Annotated in this window: 15 protein-coding genes; 6 read left to right on the forward strand and 9 right to left on the reverse strand. The window is 49.3% G+C overall.

Annotated features, from left to right (window positions below; translation table 11 throughout):
- Positions 1-662 precede the first annotated feature (662 nt).
- Positions 663-2,612 carry a M48 family metalloprotease gene (locus AC2215_RS17390; protein ID WP_486811260.1) on the forward strand — a complete coding sequence of 650 codons (1,950 nt, stop codon included), beginning with the start codon at positions 663-665 and terminating at the stop codon, positions 2,610-2,612.
- Positions 2,613-2,803: 191 nt separating this feature from the next.
- Positions 2,804-4,156: a UDP-N-acetylmuramoyl-L-alanine--D-glutamate ligase gene (gene murD, locus AC2215_RS17395; protein ID WP_486811261.1), complete on the forward strand. Its 1,353-nt coding sequence runs from the start codon at positions 2,804-2,806 to the stop codon at positions 4,154-4,156.
- Between the two features lie 129 nt (positions 4,157-4,285).
- On the opposite strand, the gene AC2215_RS17400 is transcribed toward murD, so the two are convergent.
- The 5 genes from AC2215_RS17400 to AC2215_RS17420 form a co-directional block, all read right to left on the reverse strand.
- On the reverse strand, positions 4,286-4,561 hold the full coding sequence (locus AC2215_RS17400; protein WP_486811311.1) for a hypothetical protein: 276 nt from the start codon (positions 4,559-4,561) through the stop codon (positions 4,286-4,288).
- 583 nt (positions 4,562-5,144) lie between these two features.
- Entirely contained in the window at positions 5,145-8,360 is a 3,216-nt protein-coding gene (locus AC2215_RS17405) for a two-partner secretion domain-containing protein (RefSeq protein ID WP_486811262.1), read from the reverse strand.
- Between the two features lie 45 nt (positions 8,361-8,405).
- Entirely contained in the window at positions 8,406-9,782 is a 1,377-nt protein-coding gene (locus AC2215_RS17410) for a cytochrome P450 (protein WP_486811263.1), read from the reverse strand.
- 169 nt (positions 9,783-9,951) lie between these two features.
- Positions 9,952-10,614: a transmembrane-type terpene cyclase gene (locus tag AC2215_RS17415; RefSeq protein WP_486811264.1), complete on the reverse strand. Its 663-nt coding sequence runs from the start codon at positions 10,612-10,614 to the stop codon at positions 9,952-9,954.
- 123 nt (positions 10,615-10,737) lie between these two features.
- Positions 10,738-11,586, reverse strand: a complete 849-nt coding sequence (locus AC2215_RS17420; protein WP_486811265.1) for a geranylgeranylglycerol-phosphate geranylgeranyltransferase — start codon at positions 11,584-11,586, stop codon at positions 10,738-10,740.
- A 451-nt stretch (positions 11,587-12,037) separates the two neighbouring features.
- Here AC2215_RS17420 and AC2215_RS17425 point away from each other — a divergent pair, with 451 nt between their 5' ends.
- A complete protein-coding gene (locus AC2215_RS17425) occupies positions 12,038-12,982 on the forward strand; it encodes an alpha/beta fold hydrolase (RefSeq protein ID WP_486811266.1) in 945 nt (314 codons plus the stop codon).
- A gap of 247 nt (positions 12,983-13,229) precedes the next feature.
- Positions 13,230-14,117, forward strand: a complete 888-nt coding sequence (locus AC2215_RS17430) for a class I SAM-dependent methyltransferase (RefSeq protein ID WP_486811267.1) — start codon at positions 13,230-13,232, stop codon at positions 14,115-14,117.
- A 301-nt stretch (positions 14,118-14,418) separates the two neighbouring features.
- On the opposite strand, the gene AC2215_RS17435 is transcribed toward AC2215_RS17430, so the two are convergent.
- The 3 genes from AC2215_RS17435 to AC2215_RS17445 form a co-directional block, all read right to left on the reverse strand.
- The gene (locus AC2215_RS17435) at positions 14,419-15,783 is read right to left on the reverse strand and encodes a methyl-accepting chemotaxis protein (protein ID WP_486811268.1); all 1,365 of its coding nucleotides are present in this window, start codon (positions 15,781-15,783) and stop codon (positions 14,419-14,421) included.
- Between the two features lie 214 nt (positions 15,784-15,997).
- Entirely contained in the window at positions 15,998-18,031 is a 2,034-nt protein-coding gene (gene ligA / locus AC2215_RS17440) for an NAD-dependent DNA ligase LigA (RefSeq protein ID WP_486811269.1), read from the reverse strand.
- Positions 18,032-18,298: 267 nt separating this feature from the next.
- Entirely contained in the window at positions 18,299-18,856 is a 558-nt protein-coding gene (locus AC2215_RS17445) for an RNA 2'-phosphotransferase (RefSeq protein WP_486811270.1), read from the reverse strand.
- Positions 18,857-18,925: 69 nt separating this feature from the next.
- On the opposite strand from AC2215_RS17445, the gene AC2215_RS17450 reads away from it, so the two are divergent.
- On the forward strand, positions 18,926-19,885 hold the full coding sequence (locus AC2215_RS17450) for a GNAT family N-acetyltransferase (protein ID WP_486811271.1): 960 nt from the start codon (positions 18,926-18,928) through the stop codon (positions 19,883-19,885).
- A 435-nt stretch (positions 19,886-20,320) separates the two neighbouring features.
- Here the strand turns inward: AC2215_RS17450 and AC2215_RS17455 are convergent, their stop codons facing one another.
- A complete protein-coding gene (locus AC2215_RS17455) occupies positions 20,321-21,847 on the reverse strand; it encodes a glycosyltransferase family 2 protein (RefSeq protein WP_486811272.1) in 1,527 nt (508 codons plus the stop codon).
- A 471-nt stretch (positions 21,848-22,318) separates the two neighbouring features.
- Between AC2215_RS17455 and AC2215_RS17460 the strand changes: the two genes are divergently transcribed.
- Complete coding sequence (locus AC2215_RS17460) at positions 22,319-26,164, forward strand: tetratricopeptide repeat protein (protein ID WP_486811273.1); 3,846 nt, start codon at positions 22,319-22,321, stop codon at positions 26,162-26,164.
- The last annotated feature ends 56 nt before the right edge of the window (positions 26,165-26,220 follow it).

Here is a 26,220-nt window from a genome sequence, read left to right on the forward strand (position 1 = left end):
ACCTGGATGATTCATGAGGTTCGACAAAAATAGCTCAAAGCCTCGCTGAACAAGCAAGTTGGCAATTTACCCGCAAAATAGTCTGTTTGCGTGAGGTTCGCTTGCCATCGGGATCGAGCGCGTTTGGTGAATTATCCAGGCGAATTAGAATGGCGACTGCTTTTGATGCTCGAGCGCACTGATGACCAAAAACATTCCCTTGAAAGCCCCTCTGCCTCTTTTAATTCTCCAAAATGGTCGATCGCAGTTTCGTGCAAATTCGATGGCTCGATCGTGTCATTTTGAGTTCGGATATTTTCAGTTTAAATTGCATATTTTATTCGTATTTTTTAAGACGAAGCACAAAACAAAGTCCAAAAAAATATGCAACTTTTAGTCTAACAAATTAGGGAACTTGCAATTTTATTACCGCGTCAATTGGAGTGGAACGCGAGAGTAACGTTGACGCGAATCTGTCTTGCAATAAGCGATCGACGATCGCAACCCTAAAAAATCAAGTCATCTCTTTCGTTTTTGGAAAATTCGAGAGATTTCGACCTAAATGAGAGCCAATGGCAGTCCTAAACGTTGAAATATAGTAGAGCTAGGGGACAGCATCGAGGCGACTCGCTCTAATCGCGCCAATTCATCTTCAGTTCATCCCGATCGACTCCAGATTGACTATGAAAGCAGCTCGCACACTCAAATGGCTCATTCTCGGCGAAACCCTATTCCTCGCCTTGAGCTTCCTACATTCCCCCAATTACGCCCTGTCTCACGCAGGATTCACAACCGTTTCGGCGACTCCTATCCCCGCTGAAATACAAGTGGTGAAACCGCCAAAAACCGATAATTCTAAAATCTATTCCCAAAAGAACGCGCCCACCCTCAAATCCCGCAACCCGGAATCGACTGGCAAGCCGGTGCAACTGACTCGCACTTCTGTGCTCGAAGAACGAGGAACCTTAGAACGGGGAGACGATCGATTACCCCAAGACAATAGCTATTACGATATCTACGAATTTGAAGGCATCGCCGGTCAGTCGGTGACCCTTCGCCTGGAAAGTCAGGATTTCGATACGTATTTAATCCTCGTCAATCCCGATAACGAACCCATCGCCGAAAACGACGATGCCAACTCCAGCGACAGCAACTCGACCCTGAGTGTCACCCTACCGCAAGATGGGACGTATTTAGCGATCGTCAATTCCTACGATGCCCGAGGACAGGGACGCTATAACCTGAGTATTAGCGGCGATCGCGACACCGTGACCGCTCGCGAAAAGCCCGTTCCCAACCAGAATAACAACTCCAACAGCGATCGCCCCGTTTCCCTCGATCGGACGCAGCAAACGATCGCGACAGCCGATCGACTTTACCTCCAGGGCAACCGCCGAGAAGCCGAACGCCTCTACCGGCAAGTGAAGCCCCCCTTCCCTAACGAACGCGATCGCGCCCCCGCGTCCGATCTCATTAGCGACCCCGCTCAACTCTCCGTCGCCGGTCAGGTATACTGGCGCAACGCCCAAGAAGGTTGGGCCAACGGGCGGGAAAGCCAGGCGGAAGAAGCCCTCAAACTGCTCGCCGAAGAAGCCCCCAACTTTGCCCCAGCCCAGGCTTTCGCCATCGAAGCCCAAATCGAAGAAGGGGATTTAGAAGACGCCATCCTCCGCCTGGAAGAACTCACCACCCTGTTCCCGGAATCCCCGGAATTCGCCCGGTTGCGGGTGCGAGCCCTCGACGAAGACGGTCAAGATCTCGAAGCTTCGATCGCTGCTCGCCAGTTTGCCATTTTCAATCCCGATCGTCCCGAAGCCCCGGAATTTATTGCGATTGCTGACGACAAACTCGATGATTTTCGATCGGGGGTGCGAGAAAAAATGGCACTGCGGGGTTTGGGAGGACTTGCGGTGGGTATCCTCACCGGCAACACCCAATCTTCCGTCGTTCAAGGCATCCAACTGGTGCAAATCGTCGCCATGGGAGAATCGGACTTGGGCGAACAAGTAGCCGAACAAGTGAAGCGGCAAGCCACGTTAGTTGAAGATTCCGTCGTCGTCGACTATATCGACGAAATCGGTCAAGACGTAGCGCGATATATGGGCCGGGATGAATTCGATTACGAGTTCTACGTCATCGAAGACGATTCTTTGAACGCCTTTGCCCTACCCGGCGGCAAGATTTTCATTCATACCGGTGCCATTACCCGCGCCAACACCGAAGCGGAACTGGCGGGATTGCTCGCCCACGAAGTCGCCCACGCAGTTCTCTCCCACGGCTACGAAGGGGTAATGACCAATCTGTTACTCTCCAACGTCGGTCGGGAAATTCCCCTGGGGAACATTCTCAGCACCCTGGTGAGTTTAGACCACTCTCGCTCTCAGGAAACCCAAGCGGATATCCTGGGCACTCGCGTCCTCAACAGTGTCGGGTATGCTGCCGATGGATTGCGAAATCTGATGGCAACGTTATACGAAGAACACGGATCGCGAGGTCCGAGTTTCCTATCCACCCACCCCGCCAGCGACGATCGGGTTGAATACATGGAAGACCTGATCGCCCGCAACGGCTACAATCGCTATGCCTTTGAAGGGGTGGAGGAATTAGCCCGGATTCAAAGGCGATTGCGTTAGTTGGGAGATGGGGAAGAGCATCGCGACTAACCCATTCTCAATTGGGGTGTATGGCTTGACAAATCATCAATGATTCTAACCGTTCACCAACACCCCATACCTCACACCCTACACCCCCCGTCGCCGATAACAGTCCGATCCCGAACTCACGTTAAGATAAGGGTTGCCGGATGGGGAAATCTATATCGAGTATGCCGAACGCGGAAATTATTGGTCTGGGACGATCGGGGATTGCCGCTGCGAGACTGTTGCAGCGAGAAGGATGGCAGGTGACGGTGAGCGATCGCAACGATCGCGAAAACCTGCGATCGCTGCAACAGCAACTCGCCGGCGAAGGAATTGCCGTCTGTTTGGGTCAGAATTTCGAGCCATCGGCAGCTCTGGATTTGTTGGTTATCAGTCCCGGCGTACCGTGGGATTTACCCAACCTCGTCCGCGCGCGGGAGATGGGTATCGAAGTCATCGGCGAAATGGAATTGGCGTGGCGACACCTCCAAGACCGTCCTTGGATTGCGATTACCGGAACCAACGGCAAAACCACGACGACGGCACTGATTGCCGCAATTTTCAAAACCGCCGGATTCAACGCACCCCCCTGTGGTAATATCGGCTACGCCGCCTGCGAACTGGCACTGCAAACGGAACCGAACGTCGATCGTGTCATTGCCGAAATCAGCAGCTACCAAATCGAATCTTCCTCCACCCTCACTCCGCAAATTGGCCTCTGGACGACCTTTACCCCCGATCATCTCGCCCGTCACTACACCCTGGAAAATTATTTCAATATCAAAGCCAAGCTGTTGGCCGCGTCCCAAATCCAAATTCTCAACGGCGACGACCCCTATCTGCGGCAACAAGGTCGCCAACGCTGGCCTGAGGCTTGCTGGACGAGTATCGAAGGGGCAAAATCTGGGTTAGATCCGCAATTCTATATTGAAGGAGATTGGGTGATGGATGGCACCCAGAAAATTTTACCCGCAACGGCATTACCGATGCCGGGAACCCACAACCAACAAAACTTGCTAATGGCCGTGGCCGCCGCACGGTTCGCGGGCATCGAGAAAGAGGCGATCGAACTGGCGATTTCCCAGTTTCCCGGCGTTCCCCACCGATTGGAGCGAATTTGTACCTGGCGCGGGGTAGATTTTATTAACGATAGCAAAGCCACGAATTACGATGCGGCCCAGGTGGGATTATCGGCTGTTACCGCACCGACAATCTTGATTGCCGGGGGAGAACCCAAAGCCGGAGACGATACTGCATGGCTGCAAACCATTCAAGCCAAAGCGGCTGCCGTCTTGCTCGTAGGGGAAGCCGCACCGACATTTGCCCGACGCTTGCTCGAAGTGGGATACGATCGCTACGAAATCGCTGAGACTCTAGAGCGCGCTGTCGAAAGATCGATGCAACTGGTCGAAGAATACGCGCCGCGAACGGTTTTGCTCTCTCCCGCCTGTGCCAGTTTCGATCGCTACGCCAACTTTGAGGAACGGGGTCACCACTTCCGCCAAATCTGTCAAGAACGATTAGACGAAAAAGGGTGAAAGGGCGAAGGGTTCAAGGTTAAGGGGGAAAGATTAAGCTTGTGTAGCGTTTGTCAAGGGTTGAGAGGAATGGGTGCTGTCATCACCATTTCACGAGTACCCATTGTCAATTGTCCATTGTCCATTCACCTAGGATTTCTCCAGGGAATAAGCCACCACCGACAGGCAATCCGTCACCCGCACTCGTCCCTTAAGAACCGATCGCACTAAGCGATTGACCGATCGCCGGTCCTGTTCGTTGAGAGACTCATCTAAAGCCGCTGCCATCAGTCCGTAACAGTCGGCCTTGGTGAGAACGCCAGTATCTCGCACCGAAGCCAAAATTTCCGAGACAGCACCCGGCAGCAGTTCAATTTCGGGAATATTTTGTCCGCATCTCAACTCCGGTATGCCAATGTTTTGCATCTTTCCCTGTTTCATGGAACTTTTTTGCCCAACGCATGGGTCTTCAGCATTATGAGTAATGGCAGACGCATCAATGGGGGAGAAATCGCAATGCGCTCGACGAGCACCACGAACTCGAGCTCGCTGGTGAAAAGACGAGCTCCCTATCTACCAATATGCACGATACCCGAGACCGAGTCAGTGCTTTTGTTTCTAGATACTCGCGACCGACTCGATCGAAAATTTTTGAGGATCGTACTTGGGGAAGCTCGATGGCTATGTTCATTCTACGCTCTCTCGAAGAGAATGGACAATTGACACAGGGTCAGTGGCGACGCTACAGCGCTCTGGAGGGCACGAGCGTTAGCGAAGCCATGCGCGATAGCGCTATAGCCATGCGTGAGGGCACAAGCATTTGGATCTGTCAGGTTTCGTTTGTTGCATCGCCCAAATGCTTGTGCCCCTAAAACTTCCTCATTTTTAATTACGCGGTGTGCAACACGCAAGCGCTCGCCATATCGTGAGCGAGTAGACTTATCCCCCCTTCCCCCTTCCCCTTTAACCCCGAGCGAGAGGATTTTGGAGAATTAAGTCGCACATGGCGTTAATTTTTAATTCTCTCCCCATTATCCCCAGCACCGGAAGACCCCTCGAATAGATCGGCAATATTGGCGCAATCCGGGTGAGTGTACCAGGGGTGACCGCCTGGGGTCGCAGCAATCAGTTCGATCGTGCCATCGGGACGCACGACCCAACCGGTGGCTTCGATGGGTGGCGGTGGCGGTAGCGGCGAACCCTCTTCCCCATAACCCATCGCAAATTCACCGCTATCGGAGTTGAGTGCCTCGATACTGTCATCCCCCAAATCCACTAACACCGCGTCTGCATCGAGTTCGTCCCCCGGTCCCGGCGCGATCGCCCCCCGTCCGATGACGTAAAATTCACTGTTGGAATAAAGATCGCAAGTATGGAAATAAAGCTCCGTGTCGTTGAGCGGGTTGCGAATCGGTTCGAGCAATCCTGAGGTGGGATCGACATTCGGCTGGGAAATTTCCACCACCCCACTCACCCCAAACTGAGAACTGGCACTGATATCGCTTTGGGGGGTGAGTTCCGATCGCACTTCGGTACCGAAAATGCGCTGGGTGGTAATGTCGATATTCCCGCCGTTTCCCTCAAAGGCATTAGCAATAATATCGCTATTTTCCAACGCCACGAGGGTCGTCACATCGAGGGTGAGGTTGCCCCCGTTTCCGATGCCGTTAGCTTCCGTGGAAATGAGGCTGTTGCGGCGCATCTGCAAAGAATTCTCCGCTTGCAAGATGATATCGCCCCCTGCTCCCGTTGCCGTGGTAGCGGCGATCGTGCCTCGGGTATCGAGTCGAATATCATCGGCGAAAACATTGATATCTCCGGCATCGGCGCTTCCGAAACTCGCCACCCCCAGCAACGCTCCACCGCGCACGCGCAATTCTCCCGTTTCCAGGATAATATTCCCAGCCCTTCCAGAATCGAAACTCACAGCCGATACGCTACTGGGCACCTGACCCGCTCCTGCATTCCCCAGTTCCTCCGTTAGCAGGAAGGAGGTAAAGTTGAGTACCTGTCCTTCGGGAAGCTGAGACGGATCGAAAGTTGGATTTTCCACAGTTTGAATGTTATCTAGATCGAAGTCCAACTCGGGTGCGGCGATCGAGCCATTTAGATCGATTTCCTCTGCCACAATAGTTAAATTACCGGCTTGTCCCGTTCCCAAGGTAGCAACGGAAACTTGACCGCCATCAAAAACCCTCAAGATTGGCGTTTGAATGTCGATACCCCCCGCATCTCCAATACCGGCAGTAGAACTCCGGATGCTGCTGAGGCGACCATCTGGTGAAATCCCCCTAACTTCAACGGCATCTTGGGCATTAATGCGAATGGTTCCCGCGCGACCCGTTGCCGGAACGCTCACCTCTCCAATTTGAAGGTTGTCGGCAGAGGCAGAAATTGCCGCCCCGTTAGCCAGCACTAACTCTCCTGTGTTGATGGTAATATCCCCGGCCAGTTCTGCCGCTCCCGTTGTCCCGGCGAGAATGCTGCTATCTTCTACGATGGGAGTTGCCGGATCGATGACTTGAAATAGGGGGTCGAGGAGTTCGACGGATTCGGTGGCGTTAATCGTGATGTTACCAGCACGACCGGAGCCAATCGCGTCGCTTCTGAGGAGTGCGCCATCACGTAGAATGAGGCGATCGGTATTGATGGAGAGGTTACCGGCTTGTTGTCCTCCAGCGGTTGAGGTGGAAATCGCTGTGACAAATACTGAGTTATCAATTGAAGCACCTATAACTTCAATTGATTCCACATTGAGAGTAAGGTCTCCTGCTTGCGAGGTAAGAGTAGAAGATGCCAGGAATGATTGATTCTGCACTAGTAAATTCGTACCAACAATGCTTAAATTACCGCTAGAGCCAGCACCAAAACTTACAGTTTGTACTGAAGATTGAGTCACCTCCGTCATGCGGGCATCAATACTCAAATTTCCTCCTACACCCAAATCAAAGGGAGTCACCCAAATCGTTGCCCCATCCTGTAGTGTTAACGTCTCAGTCCTTAAGTCAACATCTCCAGTTTTTCCCATCCCAAAACTGAGAGCAAATAATCCACTCCGCAGATTTTGGGTAGGGTCAAATGCTTCGCTAAAGACTTCTAACGTGAGATTGACACGATTTTCAATCCCTATCAACTCGATCGATTCGGAAGCATTCACGCTAAGATCCCCAGCAGCACCATCCGCAAAAGTATTTGCCGCCACATAAGACCCTCCAGTAAGGGAAAATTGTGACCCAGAAATCGTCACTCCTCCCCCATCTCGACCGCCAAAGGTATTCGAGACAACTGCAGAACCTTCACTCAGTCCGATCTGCCGTCCTTGAAGCTGAATCTCGCCTCCCCCCACCCCACCGGTATCGATGCGTGCAGCTTGAGAGAGTTGAACATCTTGAAAGTTCTCAACGCTATCGTAGTTTATACCCAAGTGGTTCGACGCGCGATCGAAATCTACTTGTGCCTCGCCACCGACCGCACCAATAGCAACATTTCCTCCGGCACTGGTCAGGAAGCCACCTTCTAGCAGCACATTACCCCCAATCAACGCCAGAGTATTATCTGGCAACACCTGAAGCCCAACGGGGACGACACTCCCCATCACATCAGTCGCAGTTGTATTGGCTCGATTGATAATATCCCCTGGATTGGGGCCGAACTGCAGACCGATGGGGACGTTGACCGTTAATAAGGAGGGAGAATTGGGTTCCGTAGCGCTATAGAAGCTGCCATCCTCGAAGTTGAGGCGGTCGGCAGTGCTACCCACAAACGAACCGCCAATATCAAGTCGGGCATTGGGGCCGAAGACAATGCCGTTGGGATTGAGGAGAAAGAGATTTGCCGTCCCGTTAGCACGCATCAAGCCATCGATATCGGAGAGATTACCTCCCGTCACGCGGGTGATGATGTTATCGATGGTGAGGGCATTGTTGAAGTATGCCTCGGTACCGGTGGGTACGGAAAATTCCTGGAAGCTATGAAATAAGTTACTTCCCGTTGAAGTTCCGCCATCAATAACGATCGTATTGGCATCGGGAGTGACGATGGAGTTGGTCGGTAATGTAGTATCTGGAGTAATTTGAGCAGTGGCAACAGTGGGTAATAGGAAACAGGTAACGGGTAAGAGAGACCAAGCTTTGTGCCAAGTCTTTGGCTGAATGGAGTTAGAGGGAACACGAATCTCGATCGCTTTCTCGGTAATGGATGCTGGAACCATAAATTCTAAGGTCATCCGACAGTCTGGATACCAGCATACAGCGTTACGTTGATGGGGTCGCTACCCCACAGTTGCAGTCGTTGGAGTTTGGTTGGGAGTTCGCCGACCGGTAACAACCAGTCGCAAGTTATCGGGAGGGGCTAATGTCACACCTCGGCGAACAGGATGTATGGGTCTCTCATTGGGGAGTTTGAGTTCTAGGTTAAGAAGAATAGTTGCGATCGTTAATTTCATTTCATATTGTGCCAACGCCATCCCAATACAGCGTCGGTTACCTCCACCGAAGGGCAAATACTCGTGGGGAGAGTATTGCCCTTCGATAAATCGTTCAGGTCTGAATCGTTTGGGATCGGGATAGATATCTTCTCGATGATGGGTTAGATAGATGCAGGGGGCAACCATCGTTCCTGTATTTAGTTGATAATCCAGAATTTGTTGTGGAAACTTAGCGACACGAGATAAAACAACGGGTAAAACTGGATAAATACGTAGGGTTTCCTGACACACTGCCGTCAAATAGGGAAGTTTGAAAATAGCTACCGGATCGAGATTTGTTCCTAAGCTATCAAGTTCTGCTTGTAGCTTCGAGCGTACTTCGGGTAATTTATGTATCCAATATAACGCCCAAGATAATGCCGTCGCAGTCGTTTCGTGACCGGCGAGTAATAGAGTCATCAATTCGTCCCGTAATTCTTCATCTGTCATGGCGTCTCCGTTTTCATCTCGTGCAGATAACAACAGAGTTAAAATATCAGTTCGTGAAGAGTCTAAATTTTCTCGACGCTCTCGAATCTCTGCATATAAAAGATCGTCAACCTTCTGTCGGCAACGTATAAAACTACCCCATGGACTCCATTCACCCAAATCCTGCTGTAAAAAGCGAAAGTATAATGGGAGAGCCTGTACAGGAGAGGCTGTCATATCTAAAAAAGCCCCGACCTCATAGTGCAATTCTTGGTAACGCGCTCCCTTTTGTAATCCAAATACAGCTTGCAAGATAACTTGCATCGTTATATCAAGAGCACAAGGACGTACAGAGAACGGCCTACCCTTATCCCAATTACTTATGACCTGCTGGGTAATCTCACAAATAAGCTGTCCGTAAGTGAACATTCGAGAGCCATGGAATGGAGGCATCAGTAACTGCCGCTGTCTCTTATGAAATGCACCATTAGATAGAACGATCGAATTATGACCTAGCAAGATTCGCAAAACATCACTTGACTCGTCTGCGTCAAACTGATTACTATCCAAGCTAAAAATTTCTTTAATGACTTTAGGTTTACTAATGAAGATCAGAGGTAAGCTTTTTCCTAAGCGCGCAAAAAAAATATCTCCATAGCGTTTTGCATTCGATTCCATAAAACCGATCGGGTCGGCAATCCACTGAATCAGTTGCACGATCGGGGGCGTTTTGGGACCATCAATTTTTTTCATCGCTTAATAACCATGATTTTTTAAAAATCGCATTCACCTAGTACTCCGCCACAGTAATTATGACAGGGTGTAAATCTCTATAATGCTTGTAAATCAATGCTTTCAAAATTAGAGTGGTTGTCAAAATAATTGTGGTAGAGTACTAGTTCGGTGAAAACAATCCGAGCTATTATGCTCGTTGAAAAGGATTAAATCCTTCTTGCTTCGTCTTTTGATATAGCAGCGTGATGTAGACTGTATCAAACACAAAGACCGAGCCATATAAGAAACACAAGAGTAGCGAGAACTTAAAGATCGAAGAGACGGAGATAAATGCAACTAACGTTCCCAGCCATTTAAAGATTCCAATATATAGAGATTGACCCCTGACGCTATCCCGATCGATTAACATCAAAATAAACAGGATAGACATCAACATATTGTCTGCGAATCCAGTGTAGTTTCCATACCAATCTTGAAACTCGTAGGTGATAATCCAGATTCCCACAAAGTTAAGTACTAAGGAAATCACAAAACTCGGGTAAAACCAATCCTCTGGGAACTTCTTAAATTCAGAACGACCAAATTTAAAATATTGATACAGAAGGACGAGATCGGTGAAAAACCATGCACCATTTAGATAAACCTGAATCGTGTCATAGGGATAAATAAAGGTGAAGATGAACTCCCAGCATAGGTTCGTGCATAATGCCACCATCGGCATTCCGTAGGTTTTTTCTTGAAATCCTCTGCGGATAATCAGGAAGTAGGTAATTAACCAGAACGTATCGCAAAGACCGCCAAAAATTAAACTAAGGAGATATTCTGTGTTGGTATAGTTATCGAGTTCCATGAAAAATCTAAAAAAAATGTTGATTTTTACTTACACTTAGGTTATGATTGAAGTATGAAAAAAATATTAAACCAATCAAGCCAAAAAATCAGAAATCCAATACTCAAGGAATCAGCAAAAAAACTAAGCAAAAATGCTTTCACCCATGCCGATTGCCACTAAACCAACAAACATGCAAACCTTCATTAAATTAGCGACATTACTGTAGGTTTGAGTTGCAGGAGTGCCAATCATTAAACCGATCGAAATACAGAGCGGCCAACTGACGCCTAAGGTGAATAGCATCATATAGGGCATCCCATAATCTCCCCGGCAGTAGGGAACCACAGATGCAACCAGCAGCGCAATAATCAAAGCAGAAGAAAGTTTGGCAGCGACTTTATCGCCAAACAAGATGGGAAAGGTTTTCAAGTCTGCAAGCCTGTCGCCCTCAATATCCTCCATATCCTTAATTAATTCGCGAATGAAGGAAAATCCGAAGGTGAGAATCGCCGGAGTCAGCAACGCCATCCCATCCCCGAACGCCGCACCGCTAAAGATAAATGTCATCCCCACGGTAAATGCCACTGCGGCATTCCCAACCAAGGGTAAACCTTTGAGAGAAGTGCTGTAGACGATCGCCACCGGCAGTACCGCACCCATCGCAATCGCCGTCGCGGCGGGAACGAGCGCCATCGAGACGAGACTCCCCAAGATAAAAAGTGCGATCGAAACGTGAAGTGCGAATTTTCTGGTAATATGTTTCTGAGGCAAAGGACGGTTCGGACGATTAACTCGATCGATGTCGAAGTCTACATAGTCGTTGAAAGCATTGGATGCACCCACAAAGCTCACAACTACAACTGTAGCTTCAACTAAGGTATCGACTTGAGGACACTCGTCCATCATGTAAGCCGACATCAAAACCGTAAAACATCCTAAAAGCAAGTTAACGGGTCGGCACAAGTTAAAAAGACTCAAGACATGGTTCATGGGTCTAAATAAATGAACATCTTGTTTGAAGAATCGAATTTATCGATTCAGTAGTTATACTTACGTCTTTTGTCGTAGGTTGACTTAAAGTAGCACAGTCAAAAGTTGTGCGAACAAGAGACTTTGCCTATTTGTAGTCGCTTTATTGCCTGTGACTCGATACAACACATAGGCCTCAAAATTTTTATCCAACACTATATTTAGATTTACACTTCAGCTTCAGTGCATGGAGTGTGAATTTTGATTTGAAGGGGGTTACACCGTAACCTCATTTAATCGCTATAACGTAATTTAGTTATTCGGTATCTATGGAGATCGAGTTTAAGCATAAAGTTACTTGATTTTTTTGAAATAACATTCAAGTTAAGTTAAAGTCTTTGTCTAGTTTTCATATCGTGTTACGTGTATTTACTTAAGTGGATATTTGAAAACGTTTCGAATTCTTTAAGCAGTGATATACTCACTAGACTTGCAACAAAAATTCGCAAATCGAGAATCTTGGGACTGGAAAGGCTGGAACATTCGTTATGCAGTTGTCGAACCGACTTCTGAAGAGCGGCATACTCCATTGCTCTTTCTGCATGGTTTCGGCGGCTCGATCGAACATTGGCAGTACAACATTGCCGCACTCGGTCAGCACCGTCCCGCTTACGCACTCGATTTACTCGGCTTTGGAGAATCTCAGAAACCCCCGGAAAACTACACCATGGCTCTGTGGAGCGAGCAAGTGTACGACTTCTGGCAACGGTTTATCGATCGCCCCGTCGTTTTAGTGGGCAACTCCATGGGTTCCGCACTCTCTCTGGTGACGGCCCAAACCCATCCATCTATGGTTCGAGGTATTGCATTGGTGGGGTTGCCCGATTTGGCATTACTGAATTGGACTCGTCCGCAATGGATGCAATCGGTCTCGTCCACCGTCGAAGAGCGCGTTCTGTTGCCCTTAGTGCAACAAACCCTAGCAGTGCTGCTGCGCCAACCCTCTGTGGTTCGCCAGTGGGCCAAGTCCCTGTGCGTGAATTGGGCACCTTTTACGGAAGAACTGATTTTAAGTATTGCCAAACCCACCGAAACGCCGGAATTTGAAAAAGCTTGGTCCAGCGTCGTTCTCGCCATGACGCATCCGAACTTCATGCCGAAGCTTGAAGAACTTTTACCCAAAATCGAAATCCCGATTTTGTGGTTAGAGGGTCAGCAAGATGGGGTACTGCCCCCCAATCTCGACGATCGCATTCTCCAAACTTGTCCGCATCTCACCCGAGTACTCCTCGAAAATGCCGGTCATTACTTGCATTACGAACGCTCGAACGAGGTCAATCAAACTATCGAGAACTGGATCGAGTCTTGGGATGAGAGTCGAGGGTCTCTTCCCGAGTCCGTCTTGAATGCAGCTTAGTGCTGCTACGCAGAATTAAAAATGCAAAATGCAAAATGCAAAATGCTTAGTAAATCTAGGCTGTGTTGACATTTAATTTTCAACCTCATGTGACGACTGAATTTCACCGGTACGAGCGAAACTCTCCGTAAACACTGCGAGTTCAGGCTTTAAGCATGAAATGTCAACAGAACCCCAAGTACCCATCGGCATTCACAAAACCCTCATTCAAATTCCAAAAAGTCCAACACTTTCACCCCATAGAACAATGACACAATCGATCGAGACAAAAACCCAACTGCCTTACAACACCCTCCTCGACCTATTTCGGCAAGGTAATACCGATGTCATCCAAGCTTTTGGCAACCACATCCACTGGGGATATTGGGACTCTCCCACCATCGCCGACGGATCGACTCAAGACTTCGTTCGAGCGGCCGAAGCCCTTTCAGCCCAAGTGTGCGATGCCGCCCAAATCGAAGACGGACAGCGGATTCTCGATACCGGGTGCGGCTTTGGCGGTACGATCGCATCCCTCAACGATCGCTTCAACAACCTAGATCTGGTGGGGTTGAACATCAGCGGCAAACAGCTCGAACGCGCCCGAGAACAAGTGCAGGCCAAAGCCAACAACTCGATCGAGTTTGTCGAGGGGGATGCGTGCGAGTTACCCTTTGCCGACAACTCCTTCGATGTCGTTCTCGCTGTCGAGTGCATTTTCCACTTCCCCAGTCGGGAGCGATTTTTCCAGGAAGCACGGCGGGTTCTGCGTCCGGGGGGGCGATTGGCATTGTGCGATTTTATTCCCGCCGAACTGGTGATGCCGCTGGTGAAGGGTGCTTACTTCCTTTTCGGGAATGCGATCGTGCGTACCTACGGACAGGGAGATTTCAGCTATACCCTTACCAACTACCAAGATTTAGCCCGGCGATCGAATCTGCTTCCGTTGCGGGAACAAGATATTACGATTAATACCCTACCCACCTATCCCATGCTGCGTCGGTTAATTCGCAGCATTGAAAATTCCCCAGCCGGCCGGGCATCGGAAATGGTTACCCAGAGTTTGCAGTGGGCGAGTCGTCAAGGGCTGATTCGCTATACGATTTTGTCCTACGAAGTTCCGGCTTCGGAAAAGAATGCGCGCATTAAAAATTAAACATTAAACATTCACACTTCCCATCGATCGCTCTTCTGTCAGTTTCGGAAAACTCGGCGAATATAGCAGTAAGCCCACGCGCTATCAGCATTCAGCCATCAGTCAAAACCTTGCTATTTATAGCTTGTAGATTTTGTAGATGTCCTAACTATATACGTTGTTTCATCCCAGGTCGATCGAAGAGCGATATTTTCCCAACTCCGAACTCCGAATTCCAAATTCCAAATTCCTCTACTCGATCGAAGAGTGATATTCTCCAAACTCCAAATTCCCAACTTCAAATTCCGAATTCTAAATTCATCTACTCGATCGAAGCTCTTAAATCCTGCAAAATCTCCCTCACCTTTTGAGTTTCTGCTTGGGCGTGGCGAATGCCCACCACTGTATCCGAAGCCCCGAGATTGAGTTCGTTCATCACCAAGGCAATTTGTTGGATCGCTTCGAGTTGTTGCTGGGCGTTGCCGGCCATTTCCCGTGCCGATTGGGTTATTTCACTCACGGCATCTTGAACTTGGGCGAAGGTAGTGGCGGTTTCGCGAACGCTGTCTTCTCCATTTCGGGCGACCTGAGTCCCCGATCGAATCAAGCTTGCCGTGGCTTGAATGGCACTCTGGATATCAGAGACGATCGTCTTAATCGTCTCAGCCGATTGTTGGCTTTGGGCGGAGAGTTGGCGGATTTCGCGGGCCACCACCCCAAATTCCCGACCGATTGCTCCCGCTCGCGATGCCTCGATATTGGCATTTAAAGCCAGCACGTTGGTTTGATTGGCGATATCTTGCACGAGCGTCGAAACCTGCCCGATGAGATCGGTTTGCCGGCTCAGTTGCTCGATATTGTCGGCAATCCGACTCACTTGCTCTTTTAATTCCAGCACGCAGGTTTGGGTTTGTCCCACCGACTGAGTACCCCCATCGGTAAATGCTAAGACTTGAGTCGATCGCTTTGCAGACTCTTCTGAGTAATTGGAGGCTTGATGGGATGAGGCTCGCAGTTTTTCGATGGCGGTTGTCGTGCGAGAAACCGATCGCGCTTGGGCTTCGAGACCCCGTTCTTGTTTTTCGACGGTGACTTGAATTTGGGAAAGATAATTCGCCACGCTGTTGAGGGTTTTTTGTACGACCTTGGCGACGCCCTCATTCATGTTATAAAACACGAGGAGTAAAATGATATTAATGAAAAGAGCCATCGCACCGAATACAATAATTCTGCGCACTTGTTTTTGAGAATATTCTTGTGCGGCAAACGCGGTCTTATTACAAGTATCCCAAAATTTTTCGCTGGCTTCTAATAATTGTTGTTGGCTGTCTCGCTCGATACGATACTCGCGAATCAGAAGCTTAAGTTCTTGCCAATCTCGATTGAGTTTTTGTAACGGTTCCCAGTAGTCAGTCCTGGAAGACGTGGCAATATCTAACTCCATATTCCCGCCCAAGGTGAGTGCCTCTAAAATGACATCCAATTCTTGAATAATGTCATCGTGGGGAAGATTCATCAATTCTAGCTTGCTCAGCCGCTGGCTTTTGCCCCGAACGACCCCAATATGGTTAACAATTTTGACATTTTTTTGGGTTTGAACCAGTCCGATATAAGCCAAGCTACATTCGATACAAGAAAGAAAAAGTACGCCGATCGCGCAAATGCGAATTTGTCTGAAAACGCCCATGAAGTTAATTTAAATTAAGTTGAAATTCCAGTCAGCATTCAGGTATCAGCGGTCAGCTATCAGGTTAAAACTCAAATGCCGCTTACAACTTTCAAATCTTCCAATCTAAAACTCCTAAAATTTTGGCTTTCCCCAAAAGTCTAAAGCTGACTGCCGATTGCTGAAGGCTGAATGCTTACAAATCGGATTGAGTGGATGGAGAGAGCGCGATCGGTTACTCTTCGAGTAATTTTAATAACTCTACCTCTGAAAGTAGCGGAATTCCTAATTTTTCGGCTTTTTCTAACTTCGAGCCGGGAGAGTCTCCCGCAACTAAATAGTTGGTTTTAGAACTGACCGAACTCGTGACTTTACCGCCGGCTGCTTCAATTTTTGTTTTAGCTTCCCCTCGCTTTAAGTTTGGCAGCGTGCCGGTGATGACAAAGGTTTGACCGGTGAGGGGTGAGGAGGTTGCCGCCGGGGGAAGGGAGGATTCGAGTTGCAATCCCGTGGATTTCAATCGCTCGACGAGGGTTTGATTTTCCGGCACTTGAAACCAAGCGACAATGGATTTGGCAATTTCCAAGCCGATTCCGTAAATGGATTCGATCTGTGTTTCCGATGCCTGGGAGAGTAACTCTAAACTGGGAAATCCTTCGGCGATGGCGGCAGCGTTGGTACTCCCCACATGGCGAATCCCCAAACCGTACAGTACTCGCGCCCAGGGTTGTGCCTTAGAAGTGGCGATCGCGCCGATGAGTTTTTCGGCTGACTTTTGCCCCATCCGTTCGAGGGCGGCGATTTGTTCTATTGTGAGATCGTATAAATCGGCGACTGAGTGCACCAATCCCGCTTCCGTTAACTGTCGGGCTAACTTTTCCCCCAACCCATCGATATCCAACGCCGCACGAGAACCCCAATGGGCAACTGCCCCGCGCACGATTGCAGGACAAACGGGATTGACGCAACGAGTCACCGCCTCATCCTCGGGTTTGACAACGGGTCGATCGCATTCCGGACAGCGATCGGGAAATTGATAGGGTTGGGCATCGGCAAGCCTTAACTCTGGCAGCACCCGCACCACCTCCGGGATAATTTCCCCCGCTTTGCGAATCTCGACGGTATCCCCCAAATGCAAGTCCAATTCGGCAATCCGATCGCGATTGTGCAACGTTGCTCGCGCCACCGTCGTTCCCGCCAGCAGCACCGGTTTGAGTTCGGCCACCGGAGTTAGCGCCCCGGTGCGTCCCACTTGTACCGTCACCGAAACCACTTGCGTCGGCACTTCCTCCGCGGGATACTTAAGAGCGATCGCCCAGCGCGGAAACTTTTGAGTAAAGCCCAACTCCTCCTGAAGCGCGACGGAATCGAGCTTCACCACCACACCATCCGTCATATAGGGCAAATCGCGCCGATCTCGATCCCAACGCTCGTAATATTCCCCCACTGCTTGAGCGCGATCGCAAATTTGCCGGTTGGGATTCACCTGAAACCCCAACTGTTTTAAAGCTTCGAGGGAATCCCATTGGGTGGCAATTTCCCCAAAATCTCCCGAGGGAATCTGGAGAGTATAAGCAAAAAAGTCTAAGTTGCGCCGCGCGACAATTTGGGGGTCGAGTTGGCGCAGGGTTCCGGCTGCAGCGTTGCGGGGGTTAGCAAATGGGTTTTCGCCGGCGGCTTCCCGTTCCCGATTGATTTGCTCGAAGGTTTCGATGGGTAAAAATGCTTCCCCCCGCACTTCCACGATTTCGGGAGGGTTGTCGGTATTTAAGCGTAGGGGAATCGATCGAATGGTTTTAACATTGGGAGTAATATCCTCTCCGGATATCCCATCCCCTCGGGTTGCCCCCCGGACGAGTACTCCATTTTTGTAGGTGAGGGCTAATGCCAACCCATCAATTTTCAACTCGCAGACGTATCGGGGTTCGGCTTCTGGAGTTAGGTGTTCTGGAGTTAGGCGCTGCCACCGTTCCTGCCATGCGGCAAATTCTTCGAGGTTAAAGGCATTTTCTAGACTGTAGAGGGGAATATTATGTTGGATCGAGGTGAAACCTTCAGCGTTGCGATCGCCCACGCGCTGGGTGGGACTGTCGGGGGTGACTAAACTCGGATATTGCGCTTCGAGATCTTGCAACTCTCGGTAAAGGCGATCGTACACCGCATCTTCCAGAATCGGCGCGTCGAGGGTGTAGTAGGCGTATCCGGCTTTTTGGAGTTGCGATCGCAATTGTGCCGCGCGCTGTTGAATGTCTTGGGTTGGCTGTTCCACCGTATTCTAATTCCCGAGGTTCTCAAGGAGATATCGTACCGAATACAACGTTAACTTGCACCCGATCGGGATATTTGGCGATCGTTAAGATACTCGTGAAGGTGGGTTTCGGAGGCGAAGGGGGCTTTGGAGAAAGACTACGGGTTAATTACACAATTGTCCGGCGTTGTCCTAACTGCAAGGCGCGGTTGCTATATCTCCCCTCTCGGGAGGGGTTGGGGGTGGGTTCATCGATCGCAAATTGCACAGGTTATTCAATCCTCATTCCTAGAGATTCTTCAGTGAACTCCGGATGAATTCCGATGGAACTCGATCGACTAACCAAACACCATTTTGCGATCGATAAAACTCGTAGCCTTGCTGGTGCATGGCTGCCGCATCGATTTGCAAGACAATCGGCTTTCCCCGTCGCCGTCCCACCTGACGAGCAGTTTCGAGATCGGCACATAGATGAACGTGATGTCGCGCCATCTTCTGCAATCCGTCTCGTAAAATCGATGGGACAGCTTTAGCGTGAGTGCCGTGATACAAGACATCTGGGGGAACGGTAGCGGCTAGTTGCAAATCTACATTGATACTGTGACCTTGATTGGCGCGAATCTGCGTTCGAGTCTCGTCGAAGGAAAAGCGTTGTTTGTCGTTGGTGGCGACGACATCTTGCAATTCCCACTCCTGGATGGGAAAGTGGTGCTTTTTGGCGGCTGCCAGGAGTTCGGCGACTCCCACCCAGCCGCCAGATTGCAAAGTGAGTCCGATTTTCTCGGGATGGTGGCGCAGATGGTAGCTGAGGTACTTGCTGATTTTGACGCGGCGATCGGGATTCATCTTGCGGTTTAATGTCGATCTCTATCTTATGTAGTATAAATGTAATATGATTTACTAGCAGGTACGGTTATGCTGACCCGAACCCATCGTCCCTATGCTGGAGAGACCGATCTGGGGGAGATCGTCGCACTGATTAATACTTGCGACGAGGTCGATCGAACCGACTCCGCCACTTCAATTGCTCAACTGCGACGGACTCTCGAAACCCCAGGACGGGATAACACCCGAGATATTGCACTTTGGCACAATCGCGAGAACCAACTCATCGGCTACGGTAATTTGTGGATTCCTCAGTCTGGCGAAGAGGTTGCCGGGTCTTTGTGGTTCTGCGTTCGTCCGGGCGATCGAAATGGTTCGATCGAATCGGAGATTATCGCTTGGGCCCAGACGCGCCTCCAGGAAGTTGCCCGCGAACGAGGCATTCGGGTCAAGTTGCACTCGGGATGTCGCGATACGCAAACCGAACGACGGGCATTTCTCGAAGGTTGCGGTTTCACCCCGGTGCGCTATTTCTTCACCATGGCGCGATCGCTCTCGGAACCGATACCGAACCCGGAATTTCCAGCCGGTTTCCGATTGCATCAGACGCAAATCCAACAAGATGTCCAAGCTTATGTGGAGATGTTCAACCAATCTTTCATCGACCACTGGAACCATTTCGATCTCACCGTCAAAGAACTCGAATATTTCAGCCACCATCCGGATTATCGTCCGGAGTTGGATTTAGTTGCGATCGCCCCAGATGGCACCTTTGCCGCCTTCTGCTACGCCGAGATCGATCCCGAAGACAACCAGCGATACGATCGCAACGAAGGATGGATTAACGTATTGGGGACGCGGCGCGGTTTCCGCAAGCAGGGACTCGGACGCGCTATGTTGCTGTCGGGTTTGCAGGGATTGCGCGATGCAGGGGTGGAAACGGCAAAACTCGGCGTGGATTCCCAGAACCCATCTGGGGCGCTGCGGCTGTACGAATCGGTGGGATTCGATCGGGTTGAAACCTGGATAACGTATGCCAAAGCGGTGTAGAAACGTCAGTTCGGGATCGGACAGTGTAGTGGTAGTGGGGTTTAGTCAGTAGGGTAGGTCGATAAGCACCATTCAAAATTCATCTGCTGCCCACCATCAGCAACCATCAAATTCTGTATATTTGGGTGGGTAGTTCCATGAAGCCCAACGTGAAATTTAAACTCCTGCAACTGCCCACTCTACGATTACTATGATTACTAAAAATTATTACTGTACATAGCTTTGAGGGTTTGAGAGCTAGGTCGTTATTTCTGTCGCACTGCACTAGTCAAATGCTTCGAATGCTTCGGTCATTCTTCCCCGAACAAAACATACTCACGGCGAGATTCGGTTTCCCGTACCTATAGTATTCGGTTATTTGTATTTGACACATGTAAAGGTTGTATTTTTTACAAATCTCTTGAGATTTTAGTTCACTGTCCCTAAAACCGATCGTCAACGATAGGCTCTCGATTTCAAGCGATGCATCCACGGCTTCACTTCAGGACGCTCGAACAGTCGATCGAGAACGGCTTGTATTTGCCCTTCGCTCGGGTTTAAATTTAGCTTTCTGCTGATATGACAAGTCACTTCTGGCAGCCAAGCGGCTCGGCTTCCCCGCAGGAAAACCAGGCGGAGTATCATTTCAATTGTTGCCGATTCTTCATCGAGTTGGGGAGAAAACCCACCGGCAAAAGCCAACGGTTGGCGACGGAACATCACGGCACTTTGATTTAACGGTTGCCAGAGTCGATCGAGTTTCCAAACGTGCAAGTCTTCCAAATCCGGTATCTCGTCCCACGGTGCGATTTCGAGAGTTCGATCGCCCTGGGAAAACTTGCAACCGCTTAAAACCAGATCGAGGGTGGATGCCTCTTTTTCAAAATCAGCCACCAGCTTGGCAAGCGTACCGGGAAGCAACACATCATCCGGTTCGAGAAAGGCGATAAATTCCCCCCGCGCCGCTTCGAGTCCTCGATTGCGTGCGGCAGTTATCCCCGGTTTCTCTCGATTAATGTATCGTATCTGGGACGAGTTGAAGGGTAATGGGGTTGAGTTATCGATGCGATCGCCGACGATGATAATTTCGCTGCGGATATTTGTTTGTTTGAAGATGCTGTCGATCGTTGATTGGAGCTGGGATAGCGGCGTTTGGACGAGAACGAGACTCACTTGGGGGGCATCTCGATCGGACTCAGGTTTGAGCTGCCAGGTGGCATGGGCGATCGTTCCTTCTTCCCGGACGTTGCCTAAAGTTTTGTTGCGCTGGGCTTCTTCGCCGTAGTAGGCGGCATTTTTACCTCCTTGCAAATGAGTGTAGGGATGGTTTTGGTGGATGACAGGTGCAACTAAGCTGGCATCGACGACGGGATAACCTCGCGCCAGAGCTGCTTCCACCATCCAAGTATCCCAATAGCCCCGCCCGATCGCAAACTGGGGAATCGCTCCAAAGAGAGACTTGGGGAACACGAAGTAATCTTTGGCTTCGTGGTTGGCGAGGGTTCCTGTTTTGCGGATCTGTTGCAGCAGCTTGACATCCCAGTTGGGTGAGAAATCGAGAGGTTGGTTAATATCGGCATCCCAACGCCGTCCCAGCATCAAGAATTGGGGAAGTTTCGCCGCTACCGCGATCGCGGCGAGGGGGAAGTCGCGGGTAAGGAGAATGTCGGCGTTGAGGTAAGCGAGGATCGGGTGAGTGGCTTCCTTTTGAGCGCGGGCAAAAATGCTGTCGAGTAGCGGGGTTCCGTATTTGTTGCGATCGAGCTGGGGGATATGGCGCGCGCCGAATTCTCGTGCCACGGACTCCGTACCCTCCTCGTCGCCGAAGAGGATGATTTCCGGTGTAGGTTCGAGGTGCGTCCAACTGGCGATCGCGTTGCGCTGAATCCTGCCGATGTGACCTTGGAAGGGTTTGGGGACTGTAAAAATACTGAGCTGAAGAGGAGAGCGGTTGAATAAATTTACGTAGATAATATTAACCATTGATTCTGCAAGATAGATTTTTATTCAATATTTCTTGAAGGGAAGGAAGTTTCTCTCGGTTTAAAATGCATCGATTGAGAAGAGAAACCTAAGTAGAAGCACGGAATTTTTGTTTTTTCCAAATTTTAGGTTGCCAAGTTAGATTTTATTCCCTACAATGGCATCCAGATTGCTAGAAAATAGCTTAACAAAGTTATTCGTTAAGGCGCAACGATAGAGCTTTTATTTTTAAAAAGCTATGTCAATTAACGACACATACCTGTAAGTCTGGGTGGCATCTTTAGCAAAAAAATATTAACTCACACTCTGGGATAAAAACACCAGATATATTTAGATTTAGAGTTTTACAAACGGGTAAGTTTATCTACTTAATAAATAAGATTTGAGTTGGGTTAATTCATACCCAATCCAGAGTTGATTTATGAACTATTAGTCCTAAATCGTTAACCGATTCAGTTCCAGTTATAAATTATGGTTGAAACGATTCAGCAGCAGCTCGAATATGCTCATCAACTGAAAGCAAAAGGTCAGTTGGATACGGCGATCGCAGCTTATCAGAACATCATTCAACTCGATCCAAAAAATCATCAGTCTTATGACTCGCTTGGGGCGATATTTCTGGAACGAGGAAAGTATGATGAAGCGGAAAAAGTGTATCGTCAGGCAATTAATTTGAATGGGGAGCAGGCATGGTCGTACTGTAATTTAGGTCGCTCTGTACTGAATCAAGGGAAAGTCTCTGAAGCAATTAACCAATTGCAAAAAGCACTCGCTCTAGATGGAAGTATTGCAGAGTTTTATTACCATCTTGGAACTGCATTCGCGAGGCAAAATAATTGGGAAAAGGTAACGAATTACTATCAAAAAGCTGTTGAGTTAGCACCGGATAAATTTATCTATCACCATCAGCTCGGGGATAGTCTCTTACTGCGGGGAAAGTTTGAGGATGCAGTCAGTTCCTATCGAAAGGCGATCGAATTAAACGTGGAGTATGCTTGGTGTCATACCAATCTGGCGAGGGCTTTAGCAGAGTTAGGACAGCATCGAGATGCGATCGCCGCATATCAACAAGCTATCGCCCTCGATCCCCAGCAGCCCAGTTGGGTTCGTCAAAATTTAGAACGATTGCTGCGGATGCCGGGGATAGATGGGGCAACGGCAATCGAGCCTCAGACAGTTCAAACGGCTCAAACAACAACTGAAACGCCGCCTCAACCGGCTGTGGACACGCAACCCGAGCAAGACTATTTCAGTATTGGCAATCAGCATCAAGAAGCTGGGGACGTGGAGCGAGCCCTAGATTGTTACCGCAAAGCGATCGCCCTTCATCCCGAACAAGCTCACTACCATCAACGGCTTGCAGATACCCTGATGCAAGTGGGAGAGTTCGATGAAGCCGTTGTCTTTTACCGGCAGTCTTTAGAATTGAATCCGGATAGCCCTTGGGCTTGTCGGGGTTTGGCAAATGTCTTGCAAGCTCAAAGCCAATTCGACGAAGCGACGGCTTTATACTATCGTTCTATTGAGTTATACCCTGACGATTATCATACCTATGAAGTATTGGGAGATACGTTAGCTAAGCAAAGTAAATTTGCCGAGGCGATCGAAGCTTATCGAGGTGCGTTGGCAAAAAATCCCCAGGAAAACCGGTTTCAGCAGCGAATTGAGATGCTCGAACCAAAAGCGGCTCCTGACTATTTTCGCTTGGGGGAAGAGCGTGCAAATACGGAACAATGGCCGGAAGCCGTTGCCTACTATAACCAAGCCATTACCCTCAACTTGACAGGGGAAGCGGTACACCACCGGTTGGGAAATGCGCTTTGCCAGCAAGGACAGTTGCACGACGCATTTGCGGCTTATCAAACCGCTCTAGAACTGAACCCAGACTGCTGGCATACCAACAAAGGATTGGGAACCCTCCTGGAACGACAGGGAAATTTCCCAGATGCGATCGCCGCCTATCGCCGTGCTTTAGAAGTTCAACCGGCACAAGCCGCGGTTCGCCAAGAGTCTGATGAAGCGGCACGGCCGATGGACGTGGTGGTGACGTACAACGAGGTGAATAATAAGCACGGCACGGGAATTTTAATTCTCAGACTGTTTCAAGAGAGTCCCGATATTTTTGCCATTCGCTCTCGCAGCGACTATGAGGGAGACCAGGATTTTGGGGATGTTGCCGTTCACTGTGAATGTTCCGGACTCTCGCGGGCCGAACTCTACGAACAGGTCATTGCGGATATGGAGGGGATCGATGCGCGCAGGGTGTTGTGCATTCCCTATTCTGCCAACGATCTTCTGATGGCGATCGCCATTCGGGATATTTTTGGGGTGAAATTATGCACCTATATTATGGACGACCAGAACGTCCGCGAGCACAATATCCCCGACGAACTGATGCGGGAAGCCTTGGAAAAGTCGTCGCTGCGGTTGTCCATTTCGCCAGAAATTCGGGATGCCTACGAAGAAAAGTACGGTCTGGATTTTTGGTTGCTGCCTGGGTTAGTTCCCGATAACTTACTGCAACATCAACTGACGGAACCGGCGGACTATCAAGCTTATACCCAAACTCAAACGGGGATTTTAGTGGGGAATATTTGGGCCCAACGGTGGCTCGATTCCCTGCGCAGTACGATTCGAGATTTGGACTTAACCCTTGACTGGTATGCCAATCCCAATCCGGGGGGGTTGACGTTTAAAAAAGACGAACTTCATCGAGATGGTTTGATTCAGAAGGGTTTAGTTCCCGAACCGAAATTGGTGCGAATCTTACGACAACATCCTTATGCGGTATTACCCAGCGGTAGTTCCGACGATCCAGACGATCGCCCAGAAATTTCGAAGTTAAGTTTACCGTCGAGAATTCCATTTATTTGGGCCACTTCCAATACACCGATTATTGTTTTGGGAAGTCGAGAAACGGCGGCGGCTCGGTTTGTGGAGCGGTTTAAAGCGGGGGTGGTTTGCAACTACAACCCGGACAGTTTTCGAGAGGCGGTTGAGTCCGTTTGCCATCCCGAAAATCAGCGAACCCTCCGACAAAATGCCATGGAAGTGGGACAAGCGCTATCGGTACGCGGCATCGATAAATGGATTTGGGATTCCCTGGAACGAGGGGAAGCGGAAGATATGCGATTCGAGCGGTTATTGCCGCGAACCGGTGGGGGAAATATCCTCACGGGTAAAGGTCGGGGGATGGATATCATTGTCAATCACAATGAGATTAACGATCGCCACGGAACCGGGATATTTTTGCTGCGGTTATTTCAAGAAAGCGAGAATATTTTTTCGATTCGCACCAACAATCACTATGGTGGGGAACAAGAGTTTGGGGAGATTGCCATTCACTTCGATTGCTCGGGACTTTCGCGTCCGGAAGTGTTTCGTCAAATTGCTCGGGAAATGGAAGGCATTGAGGCGCGACGAATTTTATGCGTTCCCTATTTTCCCGAGGATGTTTTATTGTCGTTGGCGATTAAAGAAATTTTTGGCATTCCCCTATGTACTTATATTATGGACGACCAAAATATTCACGAACCGGGAATTCCAGATGAGCTGATGGAAGAGATAATAGAAAAGTCCGATCTGAGGCTGGCAATTTCTCCGGAATTGGGTCGAGCCTATGAGGAAAAATATTCATCGAAGTTCTGGGTTCTCCCGGCAGTGGCACCCAAGGAATTTTTGCAAACGGAAGTTCGAGTGCCGGAGAGTTCAAGTTCGTTTTACCGTCAGAAGACGGGGGTTTTAATTGGCAATATCTGGGCGCAGCGATGGCTAGATTCTCTGCTACAGACGTTAAAAGCTACGGGAATTCAAGTGGATTGGTACGGTGCGGCTAATCCCACAAATATTTATTTTGATGTAAATGAATTACAACAAGATGGACTGATTAAAAAAGGATTTATTCCCGAAAAAGAGTTAATTAATTTGCTAAAAATGTATCCTTATGCTATTCTAACGACAGGCAGTACAGAAGAGATTGACGACCGCCCTGAAATGGCAAAGTTAAGTTTACCTTCTCGCCTAACTTATATTGCTTCCGTTGCGAATACACCCATCATTGTTTTAGGAAGTAAAGTAACAGCAGCAGCAATGTTTATCGAACGGTTTAATCTTGGCGTGGTGTGCGACTATACACCTTCCAGTTTCCAGCAAGCCGTAGACTATGTGTGCGAGCCAGAGGTGCAGCGAACGCTACGAGAAAATGCAACAAAGGTCGCGTTAGATTTATCCTCAGACGGAATCGATCGATGGATTTGGCAGTCTTTAGAGCAGAAGCAACCCCTCGACTTGCGATTTGAGGAATTGATGAATCGCTAAAACAGATTCCGGATCGTTTTGAGTATTTTGAGTCAAGTTTTTTGAGTATTAAGGGA

Source organism: Zarconia sp. (genome assembly GCF_057467645.1).